The 24,591-nt window shown below is 72.0% G+C and carries 21 protein-coding genes; 14 read left to right on the forward strand and 7 right to left on the reverse strand.

The features are described 5' to 3' along the window. The first annotated feature begins 44 nt into the window (after positions 1–44). The gene (locus AB0K35_RS30945) at positions 45–1,583 is read left to right on the forward strand and encodes a cobyric acid synthase (RefSeq protein ID WP_363889883.1); all 1,539 of its coding nucleotides are present in this window, start codon (positions 45–47) and stop codon (positions 1,581–1,583) included. Positions 1,584–1,862: 279 nt separating this feature from the next. Here the strand turns inward: AB0K35_RS30945 and AB0K35_RS30950 are convergent, their stop codons facing one another. Further along, a complete protein-coding gene (locus AB0K35_RS30950) occupies positions 1,863–2,264 on the reverse strand; it encodes a rhodanese-like domain-containing protein (RefSeq protein ID WP_363889965.1) in 402 nt (133 codons plus the stop codon). Between the two features lie 285 nt (positions 2,265–2,549). On the opposite strand from AB0K35_RS30950, the gene AB0K35_RS30955 reads away from it, so the two are divergent. The 5 genes from AB0K35_RS30955 (at position 2,550) to AB0K35_RS30975 (ending at position 7,730) form a co-directional block, all read left to right on the forward strand. Then, the gene (locus AB0K35_RS30955; protein ID WP_363889968.1) at positions 2,550–3,191 is read left to right on the forward strand and encodes a hypothetical protein; all 642 of its coding nucleotides are present in this window, start codon (positions 2,550–2,552) and stop codon (positions 3,189–3,191) included. Between the two features lie 67 nt (positions 3,192–3,258). Beyond that, positions 3,259–4,404 carry a M48 family metallopeptidase gene (locus AB0K35_RS30960; RefSeq protein ID WP_363889884.1) on the forward strand — a complete coding sequence of 382 codons (1,146 nt, stop codon included), beginning with the start codon at positions 3,259–3,261 and terminating at the stop codon, positions 4,402–4,404. A 36-nt stretch (positions 4,405–4,440) separates the two neighbouring features. Then, the gene (locus tag AB0K35_RS30965) at positions 4,441–5,784 is read left to right on the forward strand and encodes a dipeptidase (protein ID WP_363889971.1); all 1,344 of its coding nucleotides are present in this window, start codon (positions 4,441–4,443) and stop codon (positions 5,782–5,784) included. 77 nt (positions 5,785–5,861) lie between these two features. After that, positions 5,862–6,068, forward strand: a complete 207-nt coding sequence (locus AB0K35_RS30970; protein ID WP_030333429.1) for a hypothetical protein — start codon at positions 5,862–5,864, stop codon at positions 6,066–6,068. Between the two features lie 69 nt (positions 6,069–6,137). Continuing rightward, positions 6,138–7,730, forward strand: a complete 1,593-nt coding sequence (locus AB0K35_RS30975; protein WP_238669074.1) for an ATP-dependent DNA ligase — start codon at positions 6,138–6,140, stop codon at positions 7,728–7,730. A 10-nt stretch (positions 7,731–7,740) separates the two neighbouring features. Here AB0K35_RS30975 and AB0K35_RS30980 read toward each other — a convergent pair whose 3' ends face one another. Beyond that, positions 7,741–8,562 (reverse strand): SURF1 family protein, encoded by an 822-nt coding sequence (locus AB0K35_RS30980; protein WP_238669073.1) that lies wholly within the window; start codon positions 8,560–8,562, stop codon positions 7,741–7,743. Between the two features lie 205 nt (positions 8,563–8,767). On the opposite strand from AB0K35_RS30980, the gene AB0K35_RS30985 reads away from it, so the two are divergent. Beyond that, positions 8,768–10,171 (forward strand): cobyrinate a,c-diamide synthase, encoded by a 1,404-nt coding sequence (locus AB0K35_RS30985; RefSeq protein WP_238669072.1) that lies wholly within the window; start codon positions 8,768–8,770, stop codon positions 10,169–10,171. After that, complete coding sequence (locus AB0K35_RS30990) at positions 10,168–10,737, forward strand: GNAT family protein (protein WP_091405515.1); 570 nt, start codon at positions 10,168–10,170, stop codon at positions 10,735–10,737. The genes AB0K35_RS30985 and AB0K35_RS30990 overlap by 4 nt, the downstream gene beginning before the upstream one ends. Before the next feature lie 12 nt (positions 10,738–10,749). Here AB0K35_RS30990 and AB0K35_RS30995 read toward each other — a convergent pair whose 3' ends face one another. Further along, on the reverse strand, positions 10,750–12,879 hold the full coding sequence (locus AB0K35_RS30995; RefSeq protein WP_238669071.1) for a transglycosylase domain-containing protein: 2,130 nt from the start codon (positions 12,877–12,879) through the stop codon (positions 10,750–10,752). Positions 12,880–13,000: 121 nt separating this feature from the next. On the opposite strand from AB0K35_RS30995, the gene cobC reads away from it, so the two are divergent. From cobC to cobA, 3 genes are read left to right on the forward strand one after another with little or no spacing between them, the layout of a single operon-like run. After that, entirely contained in the window at positions 13,001–14,086 is a 1,086-nt protein-coding gene (cobC, locus tag AB0K35_RS31000; protein ID WP_238669070.1) for an Rv2231c family pyridoxal phosphate-dependent protein CobC, read from the forward strand. After that, a complete protein-coding gene (gene cobT / locus AB0K35_RS31005; protein WP_363889973.1) occupies positions 14,086–15,171 on the forward strand; it encodes a nicotinate-nucleotide--dimethylbenzimidazole phosphoribosyltransferase in 1,086 nt (361 codons plus the stop codon). The genes cobC and cobT overlap by 1 nt, the downstream gene beginning before the upstream one ends. A gap of 40 nt (positions 15,172–15,211) precedes the next feature. Further along, entirely contained in the window at positions 15,212–16,453 is a 1,242-nt protein-coding gene (gene cobA / locus AB0K35_RS31010; RefSeq protein WP_238669069.1) for a uroporphyrinogen-III C-methyltransferase, read from the forward strand. A gap of 160 nt (positions 16,454–16,613) precedes the next feature. On the opposite strand, the gene otsB is transcribed toward cobA, so the two are convergent. From otsB to AB0K35_RS31030, 4 genes are all read right to left on the reverse strand, one after another. Further along, positions 16,614–19,178: a trehalose-phosphatase gene (otsB, locus tag AB0K35_RS31015; RefSeq protein ID WP_238669082.1), complete on the reverse strand. Its 2,565-nt coding sequence runs from the start codon at positions 19,176–19,178 to the stop codon at positions 16,614–16,616. A gap of 41 nt (positions 19,179–19,219) precedes the next feature. Beyond that, complete coding sequence (locus AB0K35_RS31020; RefSeq protein WP_030333449.1) at positions 19,220–20,620, reverse strand: trehalose-6-phosphate synthase; 1,401 nt, start codon at positions 20,618–20,620, stop codon at positions 19,220–19,222. 112 nt (positions 20,621–20,732) lie between these two features. Further along, positions 20,733–21,134, reverse strand: a complete 402-nt coding sequence (locus AB0K35_RS31025; protein ID WP_363889890.1) for a hypothetical protein — start codon at positions 21,132–21,134, stop codon at positions 20,733–20,735. Positions 21,135–21,151: 17 nt separating this feature from the next. Beyond that, a complete protein-coding gene (locus AB0K35_RS31030) occupies positions 21,152–21,436 on the reverse strand; it encodes a hypothetical protein (RefSeq protein ID WP_363889893.1) in 285 nt (94 codons plus the stop codon). A gap of 209 nt (positions 21,437–21,645) precedes the next feature. Here AB0K35_RS31030 and ettA point away from each other — a divergent pair, with 209 nt between their 5' ends. Genes ettA through AB0K35_RS31045 form a run of 3 tightly spaced genes read left to right on the forward strand, consistent with a single transcriptional unit; the run spans position 21,646 to position 24,515 of the window. Further along, complete coding sequence (ettA, locus tag AB0K35_RS31035) at positions 21,646–23,322, forward strand: energy-dependent translational throttle protein EttA (RefSeq protein WP_179783536.1); 1,677 nt, start codon at positions 21,646–21,648, stop codon at positions 23,320–23,322. 12 nt (positions 23,323–23,334) lie between these two features. Further along, on the forward strand, positions 23,335–23,781 hold the full coding sequence (locus AB0K35_RS31040; RefSeq protein WP_112584127.1) for a thioesterase family protein: 447 nt from the start codon (positions 23,335–23,337) through the stop codon (positions 23,779–23,781). Next, entirely contained in the window at positions 23,778–24,515 is a 738-nt protein-coding gene (locus AB0K35_RS31045; protein WP_363889896.1) for a hypothetical protein, read from the forward strand. Before AB0K35_RS31040 ends, AB0K35_RS31045 begins: the two co-directional genes overlap by 4 nt. Positions 24,516–24,591 lie beyond the last annotated feature (76 nt).

Consider the following 24,591-nt stretch of genomic DNA (forward strand, 5'->3'; position numbering starts at 1 on the left):
GCCGGGGTGGCCGAGGGCGTCGGGGTGCGGCGGGGGAGTGGGAGGTGAGCGGCGGGCTGCTGGTGGCCGGTACGACGTCCGATGCCGGCAAGAGCGTGCTCACCGCCGGCATCTGTCGTTGGCTGCACCGGCAGGGCGTGAAGGTGGCGCCGTACAAGGCGCAGAACATGTCGAACAACTCGGCCGTGGTCGTCGGGCCGGACGGGCGCGGCGGCGAGATCGGGCGCGCCCAGGCCATGCAGGCCGCGGCGTGCGGGATCGCACCCGACCTGCGGTTCAACCCGGTGCTGCTCAAGCCGGGCAGCGACCTGGCCAGTCAGGTGGTGCTGCTGGGCGAGGCGGTCGACACCATCACCGCTGGCACCTTCCGGCAGCTACGTCCCCGGCTCGCCGAGACGGCGTACGCCGCACTGGCCGAGCTACGCGAGACGTACGACGTGGTGATCTGCGAGGGTGCCGGCAGCCCTGCGGAGATCAACCTTCGGGCCGTTGACTACGTCAACATGGGGTTGGCCCGGCACGCCAACCTGCCCACCATCGTCGTCGGCGACATCGACCGGGGTGGTGTCTTCGCCTCGATGTTCGGCACCGTGGCCCTGCTCGACCCGGCCGACCAGGCGCTGATCGCCGGATTCGTGATCAACAAGTTCCGGGGCGACCTCGGGCTGCTCCAGCCGGGTCTGGACATGCTGCGTCAGGTCACCGGCCGCCCCACGTACGGGGTGCTGCCCTGGGCACTGGACCTGTGGCTCGACGCGGAGGACTCGCTCGCCTACGGTCGGGTGCTCGGCCGGCCCGCCGCCCCGCACGGCAGTGAATGGCTGGACGTGGCGGTCGTCCGCCTACCCCGGATCAGCAACGCCACCGACGTGGAGGCGCTCGCCACCGAGCCGGGCGTCCGGGTACGCCTCACCATCGAACCAGCCGAACTGGCCGCCGCCGACCTGGTCGTCCTACCCGGCTCCAAATCCACGGTCGCCGACCTCGGATGGCTGCGCGAAACGGGTCTCGCCGACGCGGTAGCCACCCATGTGGCGGCCGGCAAGCCCCTGCTCGGCCTCTGCGGCGGCTTCCAGATGCTCGGCCGCGCCATCCACGATCCGGTGGAGAGCCGGCAGGGCAGCGTGCCGGGGCTCGGTCTGCTGCCCATGGACATCACCTTCGACCCGCGCAAGACCGTCCGCCAGTCGGTGGGCACCGGCCACGGTGGCCTCCCGGTGCGGGGCTACGAGATCCACCACGGGTACGTCTCACAGGCCGACCCGAACCTGACCCCGTTGCTGACCAGCGATGACGGTGTCGGAGAGGGTGCCGTGCTCGGCGTGGTGCACGGCACGCACTGGCACGGGGCGTTCGAGTCCGACGAGTTCCGCCGGTGGTTCCTCACCGAGGCGGCTCGCCTGGCCGGTCGCAGTGGGTTCCGGGTGGCACCGGCCACCAGCTTCGCCGCCGCCCGGGAACGCTCACTCGACCTGCTCGGCGACCTGGTCGAGGAACACCTGGACACCGATGCCCTCTGGCGTCTCATCGAAGCCGGTCCACCCGCCGACCTCCCCTTCATCCCACCCGGCGCCCCGACCTGACCCTCTTGGCCGGTCCACCGTCCCATGCGGAGCGTGGTGCGGAGGCCGCGCCACGGGCAGCGAGGGTGCTCTTTACCGCGCGCCTGTTGGGCCGCCTGTCGGGCCGCCTGTTGGGCCGTCTGTTGGGGTCCGCCGGGGCCACCGCTTTCGCATGATCGTGCTCGATCCTTGTTTCAGGGGCCTTGTCCGCGCGAGGAGAGGCCTGTTTCCTGGTTCGAGCACGATCTTGCGCAGACCAACCGCCCCGGAGCGGAACCTGCGGGGCGAGGTCGGGAGGAGTCAGGGGCGGATGTCGGCGGGACGGTCGGTGGTGGGCAGGCCGGCGGCGAGCCAGGCGTCCACGCCGCCGATCATGTCGGTGGCCCGGCGCAGCCCGAGGGTCTGCAGGCTGGCTGCGGCCAGGCTGGAGCTGTAGCCCTGTCGGCACACCAGGATGATCTCCCGGTCGTACCCGTTGGCTTCCGGGATCCGCCAGGCGCTGGCCGGATCGAGGCGCCACTCGAGTACGGTCCGGTCGATGACGACCGCGCCGGGCAGGTCGCCCTGTTCGCGGCGCTGCAGTTCGGTACGGGTGTCGACCAGCAACGCGCCGCCGCGGACCGCCTCGACGGTCTGCTGCGGAGTCAGTCGGTGCAGCCCGGCGCGGGCCTGTTCGAGTAGGGCGTCTATACCGGGGCTCATCACGTCTCGGAGCACCACCCGATCATGCCGATTCGCTGGCACCCCGGGCGGCGAACGGGCCGCCCGTCACCCGTCGCCGCCCCAATTCCCCCGGACGTGACGGTGGCCGGCCGGGGCGGTCAGCCGGACGTGTCAGGCTGACCAACTCCGGCCCACCAATCGGCATGATCGACACGGTCGCAGACAACTGTGGTCCCGCCGACAGGGGCGTCGACGAACCTGAGTCGATCACCCTGCCCACCAGCGGTGGCGGCATACTTCGGTCATGCACCACGGGAGGCTGCGCTGAACCCGGGAACTGTCGGACCGACGGTGGCGGTCGTCGAGGCGTACGCCGAACTGGCTCGTCGGGTGCTCGCGGGCCCGGCGCGGTTGGGGCGGACCCGGCTCGTCGCTGTCGACGGGCCGAGTGGCGCTGGTAAGAGCCGGTTCGCCGCGCAGCTCGCGGATGTCCTGACGGGGCCGCTCGGCGGCCGACCGCCGGTGGTGCACACCGACGACCTGCTCGACGGGTGGGACGACCAGGTCACCTTCTGGCCCCGGCTCGACGAGGGGGTGCTCGGCCCGCTGCGTAACGGAGAGCCGGGCGCCTACCGGCGGTACAGCTGGGTCCGGCGGTGCTTCCTGCCCCGGCCGGTTCCGGTGCCGGTGGCTCCGGTGCTGGTGGTCGAGGGGGTCAGCGCCGCCCGGGCGGTCGTCCGGCCGGAGCTGACGCTGGCCGTGTTCGTCACCGCGCCCGCGTCGCTGCGGCTGGCTCGCGCTGTCGCCCGGGACGGCCCGGAGATCCTGCCCGAGCTGCGCCGCTGGCATGACGGGGAGCGGGCGCACTTCGCCGTCGACGAGACAGCTGTCCACGCCGACCTGGTGGTGGATGGCGCGCCGACACTGCCGTACGACGCGGATCGGTACTACGTGCGGCTCCGATGAGCGGGGCATGGACGTGGGCCACCGACTGCGGCACGATGCGGAGAGCTACGGCGAACGGGGAGCCACAATGACGGCAGCGGACGCGCCAGCGCGGCGTCGGATCACCCTCACCGGCATCAGCTCGCGGGCCTGGGAGCATCCGGCCGACCGGGGTGCCCTGGTCGCGCTGCGGGAACTGCGCGGTTTCGACGACGTGCTGCGGGCGTTCTTCGGGATGTGGAACGAGCGGGGTTTCCGGCTGTCCGTGCTGGCCTCCGGCATCCGGGTCGACCACAGGCAGTACCCGGCGGTGTGGCAGCGCTACACCGAGGCCGCGGCGGCGCTCGACGTGGCCGAACTGCCCGAGCTGTACGTGACGCAGTCGCCCTGGTTGGGCGCCGAGGCGGTCGGGCTGGAGCGGCCGTTCATCGTGCTGAACTCCGCCTGCGTGCAGCAACTCGACGAGGATGAGCTGCGCTGCCTGCTCGGCCACGAGTTGGGGCACGTGGGCAGCGGGCACGCGGTCTACAAGACCATGCTCATGATTCTCACCCGGTGGGCGGCCAACCTGAGCTGGTTGCCGGTCGGCGCGATCGCGCTGCGCGCCATCATCGCGGCAATGCTGGAGTGGTGGCGCAAGGCGGAACTCTCCGCCGACCGGGCCGGCCTGCTCGCCGGGCAGGACCCGGGCGCCGCGCTGCGGCTGCTGATGAAGCTCGCCGGCGGCGGTGACCTGTCCCAGGTCGACACCACCGCCTTCCTGGAGCAGGCCGCCGAGTACGCCGGTGGCGGCGACCTGCGCGACAGCCTGCACAAGATCCGGATGACAGCGTGGAGCACCCACCCGGTGCCGGTTGCGCGGGCGGCGTCGCTGCGCCAGTGGATCGACTCCGGGGAGTACGGGCGGGTGCTGGCGGGGGACTATCCGCGCCGCGAGGATGACAGCTCGACAAGCGTGTCGGAGGAGATCAAGGCGGCTGCCGAGTCGTACCGGGAGGAGTTCAGCCGGTCGACCGACCCGCTGGTCGGGTTGCTGCGCCGCCTCGGCGACGGCGCGAGTGACGTCGGCGAGTGGGTGGGCGGCACCGCCGGTCGGGCCCGTTCCTGGATGGACGCCGCCACCGAGGCGGCGGGCCGCGCACACCGCGCCGGGCGGGCCGCCCCGGGCGCGCGGGCCGGCACCGGCCCCACTGACAGCGGTGACGGCACGGGCTCCGCCGACACGCCCCGGTAAGGCCGGCATACGATGCCGGTCATGACCTCACCGATCATGTCCGAGTCCGAGGTGCGGGCCGCCGTCGAGCGGGAGATGCCCGGCGTCCGGGCCGACCTGGAGCGCCTCGTCCGCATCCCCGGCATCGCCTTCGAGGGCTTCGACCACTCGCACGTGGAGCGCTCGGCCGAGGCGGTCGCCGAGCTGCTGCGCGGCTGTGGCCTGGACGTCGACATCGTGCGATCCGGCGGCCAGCCGGCGGTGATCGGCCGTCGGGCCGCCCCGCCCGGCGCGCCCACCGTGCTGCTCTACGCCCACCACGACGTCCAGCCGGTCGGCGACCGGTCGCTGTGGGAGTCCGACCCGTTCGAGCCGGTGGAACGCGACGGCCGGCTCTACGCCCGGGGCGCGGCCGACGACAAGGCCGGCGTCATGGCGCACGTGGCGGCGCTGCGCGCGTACGGTGACGCGCTGCCGGTCGGCGTGGTCCTCTTCATCGAGGGCGAGGAGGAGTATGGCTCCGACTCGCTGGAGCAACTGCTGGTCGAGCACCGCGACGAGATCACCTCTGACGTCATCGTGATCGCCGACTCCGCCAACTGGGACATCGGCGTACCGGCGTTGACCACCTCGCTGCGGGGCATCGTCAACTGCTTCGTCGAGGTGCGCACGCTGGACCACGCGGTGCACAGCGGCATGTTCGGCGGCGCCGTGCCGGACGCGCTCACCGCGCTGGTCAGGCTGTTGGCGACGCTGCACGACGACGCCGGTGACGTGGCGGTGGACGGCCTGGTCGGCCGGGAGGGCGCCACGGTCGACTATCCGGAGGACCGATTCCGGGCCGAGGCCGGGCTCGCCGACGGCGTGCAGCTCATCGGCACCGGCCGGATCACCGACCGACTCTGGACCAAGCCAGCGCTGGCCATTCTCGGTGTCGACGCGCCGTCCACCGGCGAGGCGCCGAACGCCCTGGTTCCGGCCGCGAAGGCGAAGCTCAGCATCCGCCTCGCTCCGGGCGACGACCCCAAGCGGGCGTACGCGGCGGTGCGTGCGCACCTGGAGCAGCACGCGCCGTGGGGCGCGCAGGTGACTGTCACCGTCGAACACGACGGTGACCCGTGCGTGATCGACACGTCCGGGCCGATGTTCGACGCCGCCCGTTCGGCCTTCCGGACCGCCTGGGACGGCACCGACCCGGTGGACGTCGGCATCGGCGGTTCGATTCCGTTCATCGCCACCTTCCAGGAGATGTTCCCGAAGGCGGCGATCCTGGTGACCGGCGTGGAGGACCCGCACGCCCGTGCGCACGGCCCGAACGAGAGCCTGCACCTTGGTGAGTTCGCCAGGGTCTGCCTCGCCGAGGCGCTGCTTCTGCGCAACGTGGCGGCGGTGAGCAGTTAGGTGTCAGAACGGCAACTTTGGGCCTGATCTGGGAGTTTACGGCGTGTCGGATGGTCAGCTGTTATAGCCTTTCGTACATGAGTACGAACGAGGTGATGGCCCGGTTGGGGGCCGCTGTCAGCGCGCTGGGAGATGTCGATGTCTCCGCGTGGTCCGAGGACACGCTCAACGAACAGCTCGGTGAGCTCTCCGCCGCACTGGTCGCCCTCGACTCGGTGCTCTCCCGGGTCGCCGGCGAGGTCCGCGCCCGAGGTCTGCGCATCGAGGAACCCGTCTCCGCCTGAACCGTCGTCCGCGTGAGTGGGCGGCACCCTGCCGACACCGCCCGGGCGGTGTCGGAGGTGACTGGCAGGATGAGCTGCGTGCGGTTCCTCGATCTGGCAGCCACCTCCGCCGCCGTCGGCGCCACCAGCGGCCGACGGGCCAAGGTGGAGCTGCTCGCTGACGCGCTGCGTCGGCTCGACCCCGGCGAGGTCGAGCCCGGTGCCGGCTATCTCGCCGGTGAGCTGCGCCAACGGCAGACCGGGGTCGGCTACGCGAGCCTGCGTGACCTGCCGCCACCGGCCGCCGAGCCGACGTTGACGGTGGCCGCCGTTGACGCGGCGATCGCGCAGATCGCCGCGGTGCACGGCTCGGGTTCACAGGCTCGGCGTCGGGCGTTGCTCGGCGCCCTCTACGCGGCGGCGACGGCCGACGAGCAGCGGCTGCTCACCGGCCTGTTCAGTGGCGAGCTACGGCAGGGCGCCCAGGCCGGTCTCCTCGCGGACGCGGTGGCCCGGGCCGCCGAGGTGCCGGTGGCGGCGGTCCGCCGGGCGCTGCTGCTCGCCGGTGATCTCCGGGCCGTGGCGGTGGCCGCGCTGGCCGGAGGGGCCGCCGAGTTGGCCGGGTTCGGTCTCCAGGTCGGCCGCCCGCTGGCGCCGATGCTCGCGCAGAGCGCCCCCTCGGTCGACGAGGCGCTGGCCGCTACCGGCACGCCGGCGGTGGTCGACGTGAAGCTCGACGGCATCCGCATCCAGGTGCACCGCTCCGGCACCGACATCGCCGTGTTCACCCGCAGCCTCGACGAGATCACCACCCGGGTGCCCGAGGTGGTCGCCGCGGTCCGTGCCCTGCCGGGCCGGGAGTTGGTCCTCGACGGCGAGGCCATCGGCCTGGACGAGACCGGTCGCCCACTGCCATTCCAGCAGACGTCGAGCCGGGCCGCCCGACGCACCACCCCCAGCACCACCGGGCGCACACCTGTCGCTCCGGCGGTGCTCGCGGCGGCTGCCAGCACCGGCGCGACGGTGCTCACCCCGTACTTCTTCGACCTGCTGCACCTCGACGGCCAGGATCTGATCGACAGCCCCGGCCGGGAGCGGTGGGCCGCCCTCGCCGGTTCGGTGGATTCGTCGCTGCTTGTCGGTCGGATGGAGGTCGACGGCCCGGAGCAGGCCGCCGCCGCGTTCGCCGCAGCGCTCGACGCCGGGCAGGAGGGCGTGGTGGTCAAGGCGCCGGACGCCCCCTACGACGCCGGCCGGCGCGGTGCCGCCTGGGTCAAGGTGAAACCGCGGCACACCCTCGACCTGGTGGTGCTCGCCGTCGAGTGGGGCAGCGGCCGACGCAAGGGCTGGCTGTCCAACCTGCACCTGGGTGCGCGTGACGCGCGCACCGGTGACTTCGTGATGCTCGGCAAGACGTTCAAGGGGCTCACCGACGAGCTGCTGCGGTGGCAGACCGAACGGTTCCTCGGCCTCGCCGTGGAACGCGGCGACTGGGTGGTCCGGGTCCGGCCCGAGCAGGTGGTGGAGATCGCCTTCGACGGGGTGCAGACGAGTTCGCGCTATCCCGGTGGGATGGCGCTGCGGTTCGCCCGGGTGGTGCGCTATCGCGACGACAAGTCCGCAGCGGAGGCGGACACCATCGACGCGGTCCGCGCCATCCACGCCGGCCGCGTGACCGGCTGACCGGGCGGGGTCAGGCGGAAGCGGTCGGCGTCGGCTCGGCGGCCCGGTCCAGGGGAGCCGGGGTGGTGCCGATGCCGGCGGCCCGGCGGGCCTCCCGACGGGCCACCCAGCCGTAACCGAAGAGGGCCATCACCGCGAACAGCCACCACTGCACGACGTAGCCGAAGTTCTGCCAGTTGTTGGCGTGCCCGACCGGGACCGCCTTGAACACCGGATCTGCTGCCGGGGTCTGTTCGTCGAGCAGCAGATACGCACCGTAGACCGGGTAGGGAAGCTCGCCGGCCAGCCGCGACACCCCGATCCGCCGGATCTCCAACAGCCCGTCGCGTCGGGTCACCGCGCCGGCGCCGCTCTCGGTCTCATGCACCCGGCCGACCACAGTCACGTCGCCGGTCGGCGCGGCCGGGACCGACGGCTTAGCGGTCGCCCCACCGGGTGCCGGCGGGATCCAGCCCCGGTCCACCAGCAGCGCCGTGCCGTCGGCGAGCACCAGCGGGGTGAGCACCTCGAAACCGACCCGGCTGTCCACCGTCCGGCCACGGACCAGCACTGTGTTCGTGGGGTCGTACCGGCCGGTGACTGTGACCCGGGTCCAGACCTTGTCCTCGGCGGGGGCCGGACCGGCCGTCCCCCCGCCGCCGGTGGGGGCGCGCAGCGCGTCGGCGATCGGCACGGGAGCCATCCGCTGGCCCGCGTCGATCCGTTCGTTGACCTCGGTGCGCCCCCGGTAGCGGTCCAGCTGCCAGTTGCCGAGGAACACCATGACGGCGGCCGCGACCAGGGTCAGCGCGAGGGCGCCCAGCCAGCGTGGGCTCAGCAGGAACCGGTACACGGGACCGAGGCTACTCGTATGACCGGCGCCACTGACCTGGACCGGGCCGGACCGGGCCGGGCGGATGCTCCGGGGCGCTGCCAGGGCCGGGTCGCCCACCCCGGTTGGCGGTGCTCGCGCCTTGAGCCGGGCGGGTATCGTCACGCCGACGGATCGGCCTTGGTCGTCCCGTCGCGTACCCGCCGCCGCTCGCGAGGAGTCGATGATGACCGTCGTGCCGCGCCTGGTGCTCAGCGCGCCGTCCTCCGGGCACGGTAAGAACGCGCTGGCGATCGGGCTGCTCGCCGCCCTGGCCGAGCGAGGGGTCGACGTCGCCGGGTTCAAGCTCGGGCCGGACCACGTCGACGCCGCCTACCTCGGTCTCGCCTCCGGTCGGCCGGGTCGGGTGATCGACCCCCGACTGGTCGGCCTCGACCGGCTCGCCCCGCTGGTGGCGCACGGTGCCGCCGGTGCCGGGCTGGCAGTGGTGCAGGGCAGCATGGGGTTGTACGACTCGGTCGGTGGCCGCCCCGAGCAGGAGTCCACCGCCGCTGCGGCCGCCGCGCTGCGCAGCCCTGTGGTGCTCGTTGTCGACGTGGCCGCGATGGGTCAGTCGGTGGCGGCCCTGGTGCACGGTTTCCGCTCGTACGACGAGCAGTTGTGGCTCGGCGGGGTGATCCTCAACCGGGTGGCGTCGTCGCGGCACGAGGGGATGCTGCGCGAGGCGCTGGACGACGTGGGGGTGCCGGTCTACGGCGCGCTGCGTCGACAGGATTTGCCAGCTGTGCTGCCGTCGCGGCGCCACGGGGTGGCGCCGGTGGTCGACGACTCGGCCGACGCCGTCCGTGCGGTCCGCCGGCTGGGCGAGGCCGTCGCTGCCACTGTCGACCTGGAACGGCTGCTCGGGCTGGCCCGCTCCGCCCCGCCGCTGCCGACGCCGGCCTGGTCTCCCGAGGAGGCCCTCGGCACGTTCACACCCCCGGCGAACCGCCCACTGGTGGCGGTGGCCGGTGGGCCGGGCGGCAGCTTCAGCCACCCGGAGACCACCGAGTTGCTCCGGGCCGCCGGCGCCGAGGTCGTCGTCGTCGACCCGCTGCGCGACGAGGCGCTGCCGGTCGGCACCCGCGCGCTGGTCGTCGGCGGCGCGCTGCCCGAGGCATACGCCGAGCAGTTGTCTGCCAACCGGCGGCTCTGCATCGCGGTGGCCGAGTTGGCGCGGACCGGGCGTCCGGTGATCGCCGAGGGCGCCGGGTTGCTCTGGCTGGCCCGGGAGTTGGACGGGCTGCCGATGTGCGGTGTCCTGGACGCTGTCGGCGTCAGCCGCGACGGTGTGGTGGCCGGCTACCGGGAGGCGACCGCCCAGACCGACAGCGTGGTCGCCGCCACCGGCACGGTGCTGGTCGGGCACAAGGCACACCGTGCGGTGCTCACTCCCCGCGCCGGTCAGCGCCCGGCCTGGAGCTGGGACGGCGGCGCGCCGGAGGGCTTCGTCTGGCGCAACGTGCACGCCTCGCAGCTCACACTGCACTGGGCGAGCCATCCGGAGACGGCGGCTCGGTTGGTCGCCGCCGCGGCGGCCGACCCGACGAGCGAGGTGGTGCCCGCGCAGTCGGGCGAGGTGTCGGTGTGATCGGTCAGGTGGCGGTGCGCCGATTCCCGGCGTTGACCGTCTCCACTCCGCGTACCGAGGTGCGTCAGCTCACGGCGGCTGACGCGGCGGCGGCCGGGGAGATCTTCGCCGACAAGCTGACCCGGCGGTGGCTGCCGCTGCCCGACGACTCCGGCCCGATCGACGGGCTGGCCTGGTGCACCGATCTGGCCCGGCAGCGGCGCGACAGTGGGGAGGGTGACCACTACGCGGTGCTCCGGCGGGAGGACGACCAGGTGGTGGGCTCGCTGTGGACCCGGCGCACCGACTGGGGCGCCCGCCTCACCGAGATCTCCTACGCGATGGCGGCGCACGCGCGGGGCTTCGGCTTCGCCGCCGAGGCGGTCGACGCGGTGGCCATCGCGCTGATCCTGGAGCACGGCTTCCAGCGGGTCGAGTTGCGGGTGGCTCCCGGCAACCTGGCCTCGCGCAGGGTCGCCGAGAAGGCCGGGTTCAGCTACGAGGGTCTGCTGCGCAACGCCGGGTTCGTCAGTGGCGGCCGGGTGGATCTGGAGCTGTGGTCGTTCGTCGCGGCCGACCTGCGCTGAGCCCTGCGCCGGTCAGCCGACGATGGCGTCCGACGGTGGGGTGAACTGGCGGGTCGGGGTGCCTTTCAGGCCGTCGCGCAGGGTCTCCGAAACCGCCTTGATCGGGATCTGGGACTGCCCGTCACCGACAGCGTTGAACGGGTTGTCCGGGTCGGAGATGAAGCTCGCCGCTGCCAACTCCGGGGTGTAGCCCACGAACCAGGCCGACCGGGTGCTGTCGGTCGTACCGGTCTTGCCGGCCACCGGGCGTCCGACGGTGCCCCGCACGCTGTCGGCGGTGGACCAGCCGCCGCAGCTGCCGCGCGCCGGGGTGTCTCCGGTCGGGCAGCGGGCCGCGTCGGTGGCCGCCCGTGCTGCGTCCGCGCTCACCACCTGCCGGCAGCGTGGCTTGGCCACCTCACGGTGCAGGCCGCCCGGGGTGGCGTAGGTGGCGGGCGTGCCGTCCCGGTTCATGATCGCTTGTACGGGGATGGACTCGCAGTAGCGCCCGTCGGCGGCGATGGCGGCGTACGCGTTCGCCATCTCCAGTGGGGTGGCGTCAGAGACGCCCAGGGTGAAGGCACCCCACTTCTTCGCCTTGTCCGGGGAGGCGTGGTCCCGGTCGACGTCGGTGCGCCACCGCAGCCCGAGCTGTTCGGCCAACCGGACCGCCCGGTCCGCGCCGACCTTCTCCTCCAGCCAGACGAAGTACGTGTTCACCGATTTGCCGAAGCCGGACCACATGGTCTGCTGACCGGTCATGGCGCCGCTGGCGTTGGAGGGCGCCCAGCCGTCGTAGACCTCGGAGCGGTAGCGGTATGGGGCGTTGAACGAGGTGGAGAGGGTCATCCCCGAGTCCAGCGCGGCCAGCATCGGGAACATCTTGAACGTCGACCCGGCCTGGTAGCCGGCCAGGTCACCGCCGCCGAGCAGTGGTGCCACGGTGTTCGGGTAGTTGGCCTTCACCTTCGGCCCGGCCTCCGGGTTGGAGCTCTGCGGGTTCTCGGCCAGGTCCAGCGAGTATGTCCGGTTCACCGCCATGGCCTTCACCCGCCCGGTGCCCGGCTCGGACACCACGATGCCGTTGGCGAACGGGCTGCCGGTGGCCTCCTTGGCGCCCACGCTCTTCTCCGCGGCCTCCTGGATCTTCGGGTCGAGGCTGAGCACGATGCGGTAGCCGCCCCGGCGCAGGTTGTCCATCCGTTCCAGCCGGTTCGCCCCGAACGCGGGCTGCGCGCTCCACCAGTTCTTCAGGTAGTCGCAGGCGAAGCCCCAGCTGTTGTACTTTTCCGCCACTGCGGCGCAGTCGTGCGGTGGGGTGGTCAGCTTGAGCCGGATCGGTTCGGACTTGGCGGCGGCGGCCGAGTCGGGGGAGAGATAGCCGAGTTGGCTCATCCGGTCCAGCACGTAGTTGCGCCGCCCGGTGGCCTCCTTCTGGTCGGAGTCGGCCGGGTCGTACTCCGAGGGGGACTTGACCAGTCCGGCGAGGGTGGCGGCCTCGACCGGGGTGAGGTCCTTCGGGGTCTTGGAGAAGAAGATCTCGCTGGCGGCGTAGATGCCGTACGCCCGGTGCCCGAAGTACGCCGAGTTCAGGTAGCGCTCCATGATCTGTTCCTTGCTGATCTCCTTCTCCAGGTCCAGCGCCATCCGCATCTCCTTGACCTTGCGCAGGCTGGTCTGCTGGGTGGCTTCCTGGACCTCCTTGGGCGTGGTCGCGCTGTCCCGCAGGGCCATCCGGACGTACTGCATGGTCAGCGTCGAGGCGCCCTGGGAGCCGCCGGAGCGGGCGTTGGAGACGAAGGCCCGGGCCACGCCCTTCGGGTCGACGCCGTGGTGCTGGTAGAAGCGGGAGTCCTCGGCGGCGACGATCGCCTGCTGGATGTTCGGCGACATGTCCGACAGCTTGGTGTACTGCCGGTACTCCTCGTAGAACATGGTCAGCACGGTCTTGCCGTCCGGGCCGTAGACGTACGAGGTCTCGGCGGGCAGGGCGGTCTTCAGCACCCGGGTCTTCTGGTCCACGGCGTGCGCGGTGGCCTTCGCGCCGAGCCCGGTGAGGGCGACCAGTGGATAGGCGGCGGCGGCGATCACGATTCCGGCGATCAGTCCGGCGCGGAGGAGAGGGACGAGTCGACCAGCGGCAGCAAGGGGTCGGTTGCTCACCTGGTCAAGTTATGACATTTCCGATTCGTACATGAGAAGAACTCTTAAACCGGCGAGTGGTGACGCGGCTTACGCTGGGATGGACTGTCCCGCCGGCCACCTTCCCGGCAGGATCGCGGACATGTCTGATCAGCCGAGCGCTGTCGCCCCACCCGCTGAGGGCGATCCGGACCTCGCCCACCACGGCGACGCGGAGGCGACAGCCGGTCTGATCGACCTCGCCGTCAATGTCCGTCGGGCGCGACCGCCCGCCTGGCTGGCCGACCCGATCGCCGCGACCCTGACCGACCTGGCCCGCTATCCGGACCCGGCACCGGCCCGGGCGGCGGTCGCCGCCCGGCACCGCCGTCACCCGAACGAGGTGCTGCTCACCGCCGGCGCCGCCGAGGGGTTCGTGCTGATCGCCCAGGCGCTGCGCGGCGTTCGTCGCCCCGTTGTGGTGCACCCTCAGTTCACCGAGCCGGAGGCGGCGCTGCGGGCCGCCGGACACCCGGTCGAGCGGGTCCTGCTCGACGCCGCCGACGACTTCCGGCTCGACCCGTCCCGGGTGCCCGCCGACGCCGACCTCGTGATGATCGGCAACCCGACGAATCCGACGTCGGTGCTGCATCCCGCCCAGACGGTGGCCGCGCTGGCCCGCCCCGGCCGGGTGCTGGTGGTCGACGAGGCGTTCGCCGACACCACAATCGCCTCCGGGCAACCCGGCGAACCGGAGTCGCTGGCCGAACGCCGCGACCTGCCCGGGCTGCTCGTGGTGCGCAGCCTCACCAAGACGTGGGGCCTGGCCGGGCTGCGGATCGGCTACCTGCTCGGCGACGCGGAGCTGCTGTCCCGGCTGGCCGCCGTCCAACCGCTCTGGGCCGTCTCCACGCCCGCGCTGGCGGCAGCGTCGGCCTGCGCCAGCGCCGTCGCGGTCCAGGCCGAACGCGCGATCGCCGCCGACCTTGCCGCCGACCGCGAGCACCTGGTCGCGCGCCTCGCCGAACTGCCCGGTGTACGCGTCGTCGGCCGGCCCGCCAGCGCGTTCGTCCTGCTGCACCTGCCGGGCGCGACAGCGATCCGGGCCGCCCTGCGCGAGCGCGGCTGGGCGGTGCGCCGAGGCGACACGTTCCCCGGCCTCGGCCCGGACTGGCTGCGGGTGGCGGTACGCGACCGAAACACCACCGACGCGTTCATCGACGTGCTGCGCGAGACCATGGAGGCATGATGCTGGAGACCACTGTCGCGGCGATCCGCCCGGCCGACGAAGCGGCCATGGCCGCCGCCCGGGAGCTGCACGGCCGGCTGACCAAGCCGGCGGGATCGCTGGGCGCGCTGGAGGAGCTTTCGGTACGCCTCGCCGGCCTGGCCGGGGTCTGCCCACCACCGCTGCCCGAACCGGCCGCAGTGGCGATCTTCGCCGGCGACCATGGCGTGCACGCCCAGGGGGTGAGCCCCTGGCCGCAGGAGGTCACCGCGCAGATGATCGGCAACTTCCTGGCCGGTGGAGCGGTGGTCAACGCGTTCGCCCGACAGGCCGGCGCCTCGGTGACAGTGGTCGACGTCGGCGTGGCCACCCCGCTGCCCACCGAACCTGCCGCCGAGCCGGCGGTGCGCGACCCGGCCGTGCCTCGGCTGGTTGCCGCGTCCGTCCGCCGGGGCACCCGCGACCTCACCGCGACCGCCGCGCTGACCCGGGACGAGGCGCTGGCGGCGGTGCAGACCGGCATCCGGATCGCCGACGAGCTGATCGACGCCGGCGCCGGCATCCTGCTCACCGGGGACATGGGCATCGGCAACACCACCCCGGCCGCCGTGCTGATCGCCGCGTTCACCGGCGCCGACCCGCTCGACACCACCGGTCGGGGCACCGGGATCGACGACCCGACGTACGCGCGCAAGGTGGCCGTGGTGCGGGCCGCGCTGGCCCGGCACACCCCCGACCCGGCCGACCCGCTGGGCGTGCTGGCCGCCGTCGGTGGTCTGGAGCACGCCGCCCTGGCCGGGCTGATCCTGGGGGCTGCCGCACGCCGCACGCCGGTGCTGCTGGACGGCGTGATCGCGGTCTCGGCAGCGCTCGCCGCCGCCGCGTTCGCCCCGGAAGCGGTCTGTGCCATGGTCGCCGGCCACCGCTCGGCCGAGCCCGGTGCCACCGTCGCGCTGCGCCACCTCGGCCTCGACCCGCTGATCGACCTGGGGCTGCGCCTCGGCGAGGGCACCGGCGCGCTGCTGGCGTTGCCAGTGGTCACCGGCGCGGTCCGGGTGCTGCACGAGGTGGCCACCTTCGACTCGGCCGGGGTGGTCGAGAAGTGAGCACGTGCAGCGAACGAGCCGTGCGCCTCGGTGGTGCGGCGTGAGCTCCAATCCGTACCCCCTGGGTTTGCGGCTGCACGGGCGGCGGGTGGTCGTGGTGGGTGGCGGCGCGGTCGCCACCCGGCGCGTACCCGCGCTGCTGGACGCCGGTGCGGACGTCCTGCTGGTGGCCCCGGAGCTGACTCCGGCGTTGCGCGCCCGGGCCGACGCGGGTCGGCTGCACTGGGTGCCGCGCCGGTTCGTGCCCGAGGACCTGGACGGCGCCTGGCTGGTCCAGGTCGCTGTCGACGACCCGATGGCGGCGGCCTCGGTGAGCGCCGTCGCCGCCGAGCGGCGGATCTTCTGCGTCCGGGCCGACGACCGGACGGCCGCCACCGCCTGGACCCCGGCCGTGACCCGGCACGGCCCGGTCACCGTGGCGGTGCTCGGCGGCGGCGACCCGCGCCGGGCGATGACGGTCCGCGACGCCATCCGCGACCTCCTCGCCGTGCGCGTGGCACCGGACGGGATCGCTGGCCGGCCCGACGCTTCCACCGGGACGACCGGCGGACGGCAGGCCGGGCGGGTGGCGCTGGTCGGGGCGGGGCCGGGGGACCCGGAACTGATCACAGTGAAGGGCTGGCGGCTGCTCACCGAGGCCGACGTGGTGGTCGCCGACCGGCTGGTACCCGGGCTGCTCCTCGACGAGCTGCGCCCGGACGTCGAGCTGGTGGATGCCTCGAAGATTCCCTACGGCCCGTCCCGGGCCCAGGAGGAGATCAACCAGATCCTTGTCGACCGGGCCCTCGCCGGCGCCTTCGTGGTGCGGCTCAAGGGCGGTGACCCGTACGTCTTCGGGCGCGGCGGTGAGGAGTTGCTGGCCTGCGCCGCCGCCGGAGTGCCGGTGACAGTGGTGCCCGGCGTGACCAGCTCGATCGCCGCGCCGGCCGCGGCCGGCATCCCGGTCACCCATCGGGGGGTGGCGCACGAGTTCACTGTGGTCTCCGGGCACCTGGCACCCGACGCTCCAGCTTCGCTGGTGCGCTGGGACGCCCTCGCCGGTCTGCACGGCACCCTGGTGATCCTGATGGGGTTGAAGAACCTGGCCGCCATCACTGCCACCCTGATCGCCCACGGTCGGTCGCCGCAGACACCGGCCGCCGTCGTCCAGGAAGCCACGACGGGCACCCAGCGGGTGCTGCGCTCCACGCTGGGCGAGGTGGCCGCCGACGCGCTCACGGCCGACCTGCGCCCGCCCGCCGTCGTGGTGGTGGGCGACGTGGTGGGCGCGCTCGACGGCTGAGGCGACGGAGCGCGGCGGTGAACTCCGGCGACGCGCCGGTCAGAACATTGGCGGTGTGGCCCGAGGAAGCGGGTCGGTGTCCCCGAAACCGCCTAGAGGTGCCGGCACAGACGACGGGCCGGAGCAGCGCTGCTCCGGCCCGTCGTGGTCTGTCCGTCGACTACTGCTTGAGCATGTTGTCCAGCAGCAGGGCACAGCGGATCAGCCCGAGGTGGCTGTACGCCTGCGGGTGGTTGCCGAGGCCGCGCTCCGCGAGCGGGTCGTACTGCTCGGGGAGCAGCCCGGTCGGGCCGGCGGTCAGCACCATCTGCGCGAACAGCTCCTCGGCGTCGGTGCGGCGGCCGGTGCGCAGGTACGCCTCGATCAGCCACGCCGTGCAGATGTGGAAACCGCCCTCGCGGCCGGGCAGGCCGTCGTCCCAGTGGTAGCGGTAGACGACCGGGCCGCTGCGCAGGTCCGCCTCGATCCGCAGGACGGTGGACAGGAAGCGCGGGTCGTCGCCCGGGAGCAGGCCGGAGAGGCCGATCCAGAGCGACGAGGCGTCCATGTCCTCGTCCCCGTACGCGACGCTGTACGCCTCGACGTCGGAGTGCCAGCCGTGCTCCAGCACGTTGGCGCCGATCCGGTCGCGCAGGTCCTTCCACTCGGGCCGGTCCTCGCCGCCGTGCTCGCGCATCACGTGCAGCGCGCGGTCGACCGTCATCCAGCACATCACCTTGGAGAAGACGTGGTGCCGAGGTGGCAGCCGGGCCTCCCAGATGCCGTGGTCGGGCTCGTGCCAGCGGCGGCGGACCGCCTCGACCATGTTCTCCAGGACCCGCCACTCGTCGTCGCGGACCGAACCGCGAGCGTCGGCGACGGCCGCGATCAGGTCGGCGATCGGGCCGAAGACGTCCAGCTGCAACTGGTGGTTGGCGAGGTTGCCGACCCGGACCGGCCGGGAGCCGGCGTACCCGGGCAGCGTGTCGATGACCGCCTCGGCGCCCAGCTCGTAGCCGTCGATGGTGTAGAGCGGGTGCAGACGCTCCGGGTGCCCGCCGGTGCGCTCGATGCAGCCGTCCACCCAGCGCAGCAGCGCCTCGGCCTCCTCGACGGAACCCAGGTCGACAAGTGCGCGGGCGGTCAGCGCCGCGTCGCGCAGCCAGCAGTAGCGGTAGTCCCAGTTGCGGACGCCGCCCAGCTCCTCGGGGAGCGAGGTGGTCGCTGCGGCCAGGATCGAACCGGTGGCTTCGTGGCAGAGCCCGCGCAGGGTGAGGGCGCTGCGCGCGACCAGGTCACGGGCGGTGGACGGCAGCCGCAGCGAGGCGACCCAGTCCTTCCACGGCTGCTCGGCGGCGGCCTGCCGCTCGTGGATCGGCACCCGGTGGTGCTCCAGGCTGTGCGTGCCGAAGCGCAGCTCCAGCACGACCTGCCCACCGGCGGCGGAGAGGTCGACGATCGCCTTGGCGGTCTCGTACCCTCCGTCGTTGCCGACCTCCCACTGCACACCGGGGGCGTAGAGCGCCACCGGTTCGTTGGAGCCGAGCACCAGCAGACCGTCGCCGAGCGGCTGCAACTGGACGGCCACCTGGCCGAACTCGGGCCTCGGCGCGAACTCCACCTTGGCCTTGCCGCTGCCGGTGAGCACCCGGACCAGTGTCGAGTCGCCGGTGATGACCGCCGGGCTGTCGTCCGGGGTGGTCTCCCGGGCGGGCTTGTCCAGCCAGTCGGTGACGGTGAGCCCGGACCAGCGGGTCTCCACTGTCATCGTGCCGGAGCGGTAGCGCTGGCCCAGCGGGATGCCGCCACGTTCCGGTGCGACGCTGAAGTGGCCGGCCGGGCTGCCACCGACCAGGTCGGCGAAGATCGCCGCCGAGTCCGGCTTGGGGTGGCAGAGCCAGCTCACCTTGGCCTCGGGGGTGAGCAGCGCGACGGTACGACCGTTGGCCAGCATGGAGTGCCGTTCGATCGGCACCGCCCGCTCACCGAACAGCCAGTGCCGCCGTGTCTCCAGGAGCAGCGCCAGCGCGCGGGCGGCCTCCAGCGGGTCGGCCACCCGGTAGCTGGCCTGGGTGTCGCCGGGGCCGATCTTGATGCCGAGGTCGGGGCCGTGCAGGTGAGCGAACCCGTTCTCGTCGGTGATGTCGTCGCCGATGAACAGCACCGCGCTGGAGGCGAGCTGGGTCCGCAGCTGGTCGAGCGCGGTGCCCTTGTGGGTGGCCACCACGGAGAGTTCGATGACCTCCTTGCCCTGGGTCACCGTGACGCCGTCGAAGGTGGCCGGACCGTTGCGGACCGCCTCGATGGCGGCGGCGGCGATCTGCGGGTCGACCCCACGGGTGTGCATCGCGACGCTCGCCGGTTTGCGTTCCAGCCTGATGCCCGGGTGCTGGGCGGCGATCTCACGCAGCGCGTTGCGGACCTGGGTCCGCACGGCGACCAGCTCGGGGGAGAGTCGCTCGACGAAGCCGATGTCGAACTCGGAGCCGTGGCTGCCGACGAGGTGCACCTCGCTGGGCAGCCGCGAGAGCGCGGCCAGGTCGCGCAGCGCCCGACCGGAAACCACAGCCACTGTGGTCTGCGGCAGCGCGGCGAGCGCGCGGACCGCTGCCACCGACTCGGGTAGCGGGACGGCAGTGCTCGGGTCTTCCACGATCGGCGCCAGGGTGCCGTCATAGTCGCAGGCGACCAGGAGCTGGGGGACCCGGGCGATCCGGCCGATGGCGGAACGCAACTCAGGGTCCATGACCCCGGTGGCGTTTGCCGCCCCATCATTGACGGACGTGTTCACTCGGCCTCCGCCTCGGGAACTCCGAGCTCCGAGAGGAAAGACTTGGCCCAGTGGCCCACGTCGTGGGTACGCAGGTGACGTTGCATTGTCCGCATCCGGCGGCGTGCCTCGGTTTTCTCCACGTGCACTGCCCGGAGGAGGGCGTCCTTGACCGCGTCCGGGTCGTGCGGGTTACACAAAAATGCCTGGCGAAGCTCGGTGGCGGCACCGGCGAACTCACTGAGTACGAGCGCGCCACCCTGGTCGGCACGTGATGCTACGTATTCCTTCGCCACGAGGTTCATTCCGTCTCGCAGCGGGGTCACCATCATCACGTCGGCAGCAACGTACATCGCCGCCAGCTCACTGCGACTGTACGACTGATGGAGGTAATGGACCGCCGGCACGCCGACCCTGCCGAACTCGCCGTTGATCCGACCGACCTCGCGCTCCACCTTCACCCGTAGTGCCTGGTAGTGCTCCACGCGCTCGCGGCTGGGTGTGGCGACCTGAACCATGACCGCGTCGGGAACTGTCAACTTTCCGTCAGCCAGCAGCTCCCGGAAGGCCTTGAGTCGCAACTCGATGCCCTTTGTGTAGTCCAGCCGGTCGACGCCCAGGATTATCGTCTTCGGGTCGCCCAACTCGGCGCGAATCTGCTTGGCCCGGGCCTGGATCGCCGGATCGGCGGCCATCCGTTCCATCTCCTGGGTGTCGATCGAGATGGGGAAGGCGCCCGCCTTCACCTGTCGACCGTCGACCTGGATCATCTGCCCCTCGTAGCGCAGCCCGAGCAGGTGCCGGGCCAGCCGGACGAAGTTCTGCGCGGCCAGCCGCTGCTGGAAACCGACAAGGTCGGCGCCGAGCAGACCGCGCAGGATCTCGGTACGGAACGGCATCTGCATGAACAGCTCGATCGGCGGGAACGGGATGTGCAGGAAGAACCCGATCCGCAGGTCCGGACGAAGCTCGCGGAGCATCGCCGGCACCAACTGGAGCTGGTAGTCCTGGACCCAGACCGTCGCGCCCTCGGCCGCCACATCGGCTGCGGCCTCCGCGAACCGGGCGTTGACCAGGCGGTACGCCTCCCGCCACCGGCGCTTGTAGGCCGGCGTCTCCACAGCGTCGTGGTAGAGCGGCCAGATCGTGGCGTTGGACTGGCCCTCGTAGTAGCGCTCCAACTCCTCGGCGCTGAGCGGGACCGGGTGCAGCCGGATCCCCTCCAGGTCGAACGGCTCGGGGGCCGCGCCGGTGCCACCGGCCCAGCCGACCCAGGTGCCCTTGTGTTCGGCGAGTACGGGATGCAGCGCGGTGACCAGCCCGCCAGGGCTGCGTCGCCACTGCCGACCCTCGGGTGTGCTCACCTCGTCGACCGGCAGACGGTTCGCCACTACGACAAAGGAGCTACGGACGGTCACGATCGGCTACCTCCGGGTACTGACGGGTCCACCGCGATGAGCGTACTGAGCGTAGCTGCGGCGTCTTGTGCCCCGTGCCGGAGTCTCCTACCCGCCTCGGCGCGACCGAATCCTAAAGGTGATCTTGTCGACAGCTCGCCGGCCAGAGGTCGATGATCGGCCATTCCTTCGGCAGTACCTCGCCGAGCAGCTCCCGCCGATCCGTCATGATCGGTACGAGGGGGTGGGCGGCGGCGTCCATCGCCAGCTGGGCCAGGTCCGTGTGCCCGGCCATTCGGCGTGACCATCCGCCGAGAAGCGAGCACATGTTCGGCTCGACCGGGGTTACCCGGATGTGCGGCAACGCGGCGAGCACTTCGAGCATTTCCCACTGGCCGGGAGTGGCCTCCTGCTGCGCGCGGACGAGGCAGAGTGCCGGCACCAGCACGTGAACGCCATAGTCGGCGGCCTCCGCGATGCGGTGACCGACATCCCGTTCCGACGACGAATAGGCCAGCAGGGCGGTCGCGTCCAACGCCAAGCCGTAGCCCGTCACCGGTTGGCTCTCGCGCGTGCTGCCAAGACCTCGGCCTGGAGTTGGGCCGCCTGTTCGCGCAGTTCGGGGGTGATGCTGGCCCTCAACTGCTCCATCTCGGCGTGAACCCGCGCTACACCCTCATCAGTGATCTCGAAACCGACCTGCCGAAGGATTTCGCGCGTCTTCTCCCCGGCCACCCGCCGTCGGAGAGACTCGGCGACATAGGCAGAGGCGTTCGGCTCGTCAGTCAGCCGATCTGCAAGATCATCGGGCAGGCTGATGGTGATCTTCTTGGTCATACCGAAACCGTAATTTGCCTTACCGGCTCTGGTAAGGAGGCTCGCCCGCGTACTCCTGGGGCGGGGTGATGTGGGCGAAGCGCGTCGTACCTGTCAGGATTGACGATGGCGTGCGCGCGGCCGGCTCCCGGCCGGCGGCGGCGGGCGGTCCTCGCAGCCCGCGCCGCGCCGCCGATCAGCGACAGCAACCGACGGAGGTAGCCCGCACCGTGGCCCAGTACATCTACGTTCTGGAAAAGGCGCGCAAAGCGCACGGCGACAAGGTCGTGCTCGACAACGTCACGTTGAGCTTCCTGCCGGGAGCCAAGATCGGTGTGCTCGGTCCGAACGGCGCCGGTAAGTCCAGCCTGCTCAAGATCATGGCAGGGCTGGACAAGCCGAGCAACGGCGAGGCCCGACTCATGCCCGGCTACACCGTCGGCATGCTCGCCCAGGAGCCCCCGCTCAACGAGGCCAAGACCGTGCTCGGCAACGTCGAGGAGGCGGTCGCCGAGACCAAGGCCAAGCTGGAGCGGTTCAACAAGATCGCCGAGCAGATGGCCACCGACTACTCCGACGAGCTGATGGAGGAGATGGGCAAGCTCCAGGAGGAGCTCGACCACCTCGACGCCTGGGACGTCGACTCCAAGCTCGAACTGGCCATGGACGCGCTGCGCTGCCCGCCTCCGGACGCCGACGTGACCCAGCTCTCCGGCGGTGAGCGTCGCCGGGTCGCGCTCTGCAAGCTGCTGCTGGAGGCGCCCGACCTGCTGCTGCTCGACGAGCCGACCAACCACCTGGACGCGGAGAGCGTCTCCTGGCTGGAGCAGCACCTGGCGAAGTACGCCGGCACCGTCATGGCGATCACCCACGACCGGTACTTCCTCGACAACGTGGCCGGCTGGATCCTGGAGCTCGACCGCGGCCGGGCCATCGGCTACGAGGGCAACTACTCCACCTACCTGGAGAAGAAGGCCGCCCGGCTGGCCGTCGAGGGTCGCCGCGACGCCAAGATGAAGAAGCGCCTCACCGAGGAACTGGAGTGGGTCCGCTCCAACGCCAAGGCCCGGCAGACCAAGTCCAAGGCCCGCCTGGACCGGTACGACGAGATGGCCAACGAGGCGGAGAAGACCCGCAAGCTCGACTTCGAGGAGATCCAGATCCCGCCGGGCCCGCGCCTGGGCAGCACTGTGATCGAGGCGGTCAACCTCAGCAAGGGCTTCGGCGACCGGCTGTTGATCGACAACCTGTCGTTCTCGCTGCCGCGCAACGGCATCGTCGGCATCATCGGCCCCAACGGCGTCGGCAAGACCACCCTGTTCAAGACCATCGTCGGGCTGGAAGAGCCGACCGGCGGCCAGGTCCGGGTCGGCCCCACCGTCTCGCTGTCGTACGTCGACCAGAACCGCGAAGGCCTCAACGGCGACAAGACCGTCTGGGAGGTCGTCTCCGACGGGCTGGACTACCTGATGGTGGGCAAGGTCGAGATGCCGTCGCGGGCGTACATCGCCGCGTTCGGCTTCAAGGGACCGGACCAGCAGAAGCCGACGAAGGTGCTCTCCGGCGGTGAGCGCAACCGGCTCAACCTGGCGCTGACCCTGAAGATCGGCGGCAACGTCATCCTGCTCGACGAGCCGACGAACGACCTGGACGTGGAGACGCTGTCCAGCTTGGAGAACGCGCTGCTGGAGTTCCCCGGCTGCGCCGTGGTCATCTCGCACGACCGGATGTTCCTGGACCGGGTCGCCACGCACATCCTGGCCTGGGAGGGCGACGACCAGGACCCGTCCCGGTGGTTCTGGTTCGAGGGCAACTTCGAGGCGTACGAGAAGAACAAGATCGACCGCCTCGGCGCGGAGGCTGCCCGGCCGCACCGGGTGACCTACCGCAAGCTGACCCGCGACTGACCGGCCGAGAAGGTGTCTGACCGCTTCGTCTACCACTGCACCCTGCGCTGGTCCGACCTGGACGCGTACGGCCACGTCAACAACTCGCGCTTCCTCACCCTGTACGAGGAGGCGCGGGTGGCGTTGATGTTCGCCGGTGGCCGGGCCTGGGGCGTCGGCTCGTTCGCCGACGGGGTGGTGATCCGCCGGCACGAGGTCGACTACCTGCGCCCGGTCGACTACGCGCTCGGCCGCGCCACCGCGGAGGCGGCACCCACAGTGCGGATCGAGCTGTGGGTGGAGGAGATCCGGGCCTCCCGGTTCACCGTCGCCTACGAGTTGTACGACGGTGAGGTGCTGGCCAGCCGGGCCCGCTCGGTGCTGGTGCCGTTCGACCTGACCCGCCAGGTGCCCCGGCGGATCACCACCGAGGAACGCGACTTCCTGCTCACGTACGCGCCGCAGGGTGGTGTGGCGTGACCCGGCCGGGCACCGCCGAGCCGGGCCGGACGGCGGCGTCCACCCACGGTGTCGCCGGGGTGGCGGACGCGGGCGCCTTCCTGGCCCGGCTGGTCCGGTTGGATCCGGTCGCGCTGGTCCGGCTGCGGCCGGCCGGCGCACCGGGCCGGGTCGCCCTGTGGGCCCGGCTGCCGTGGCAGGTCCTGGTGGTCCGCACTGTTGCCGGTGGGCCGACCGACGGCGTCGCTGAGGACGTCACGGTGGCCGCCTCGGAGCTGCTCGGCGAGCTGGAGCGGGGCGGCGCGAGCCTGCCGACCCGCCGGGACGCCCAGTGGCGGTGGCCGCTGCCGCCGACGGGGAGCCGCCAGGTGGAGGCGCTGCCCGTCGCCGAGTTGCGGCGGATCGCCGACGCGGCGGCGGGCACTCTGCGGACGGCGAGCGAGCAGGGTGTGGCCGGCCGTGCCGTGGGCCAGCGGGTCTTGCGCGACGCGCTGCTCGACCACGTGGCGGTGCTGATCACCCCGGACGGGACGCCCGCCGCGCCGGTCGAGGTGCCGCAGCGGCTCGTGCAGGGGGTGGTCCGGATGGGCTTCCTCGGTGCCCCCCACGGCTCGTCGGCTGGCGAGGGCGGAAACGCCGTTCAGGTGCGGGTGGCCGGTCGTTGGGTCGGCCTGGTGGGACCGCACGGAGCGGCGTGGTTGCAGAAGGCCACGGATCTTGCCGTGACACCCCTGAGCGCTCGTCCGAACGGATGACCCCGGATCATTCTTCTGGTCAGGGGCGGTCGTTGGGGGGGTGCTTCAACCCGGCTGTCCGGGTACCGTCCATCCT

Origin of the sequence: Micromonospora sp. NPDC053740 (assembly GCF_040677775.1) — a bacterium.
Taxonomy (GTDB): Bacteria; Actinomycetota; Actinomycetes; order Mycobacteriales; family Micromonosporaceae; genus Micromonospora; species Micromonospora alfalfae.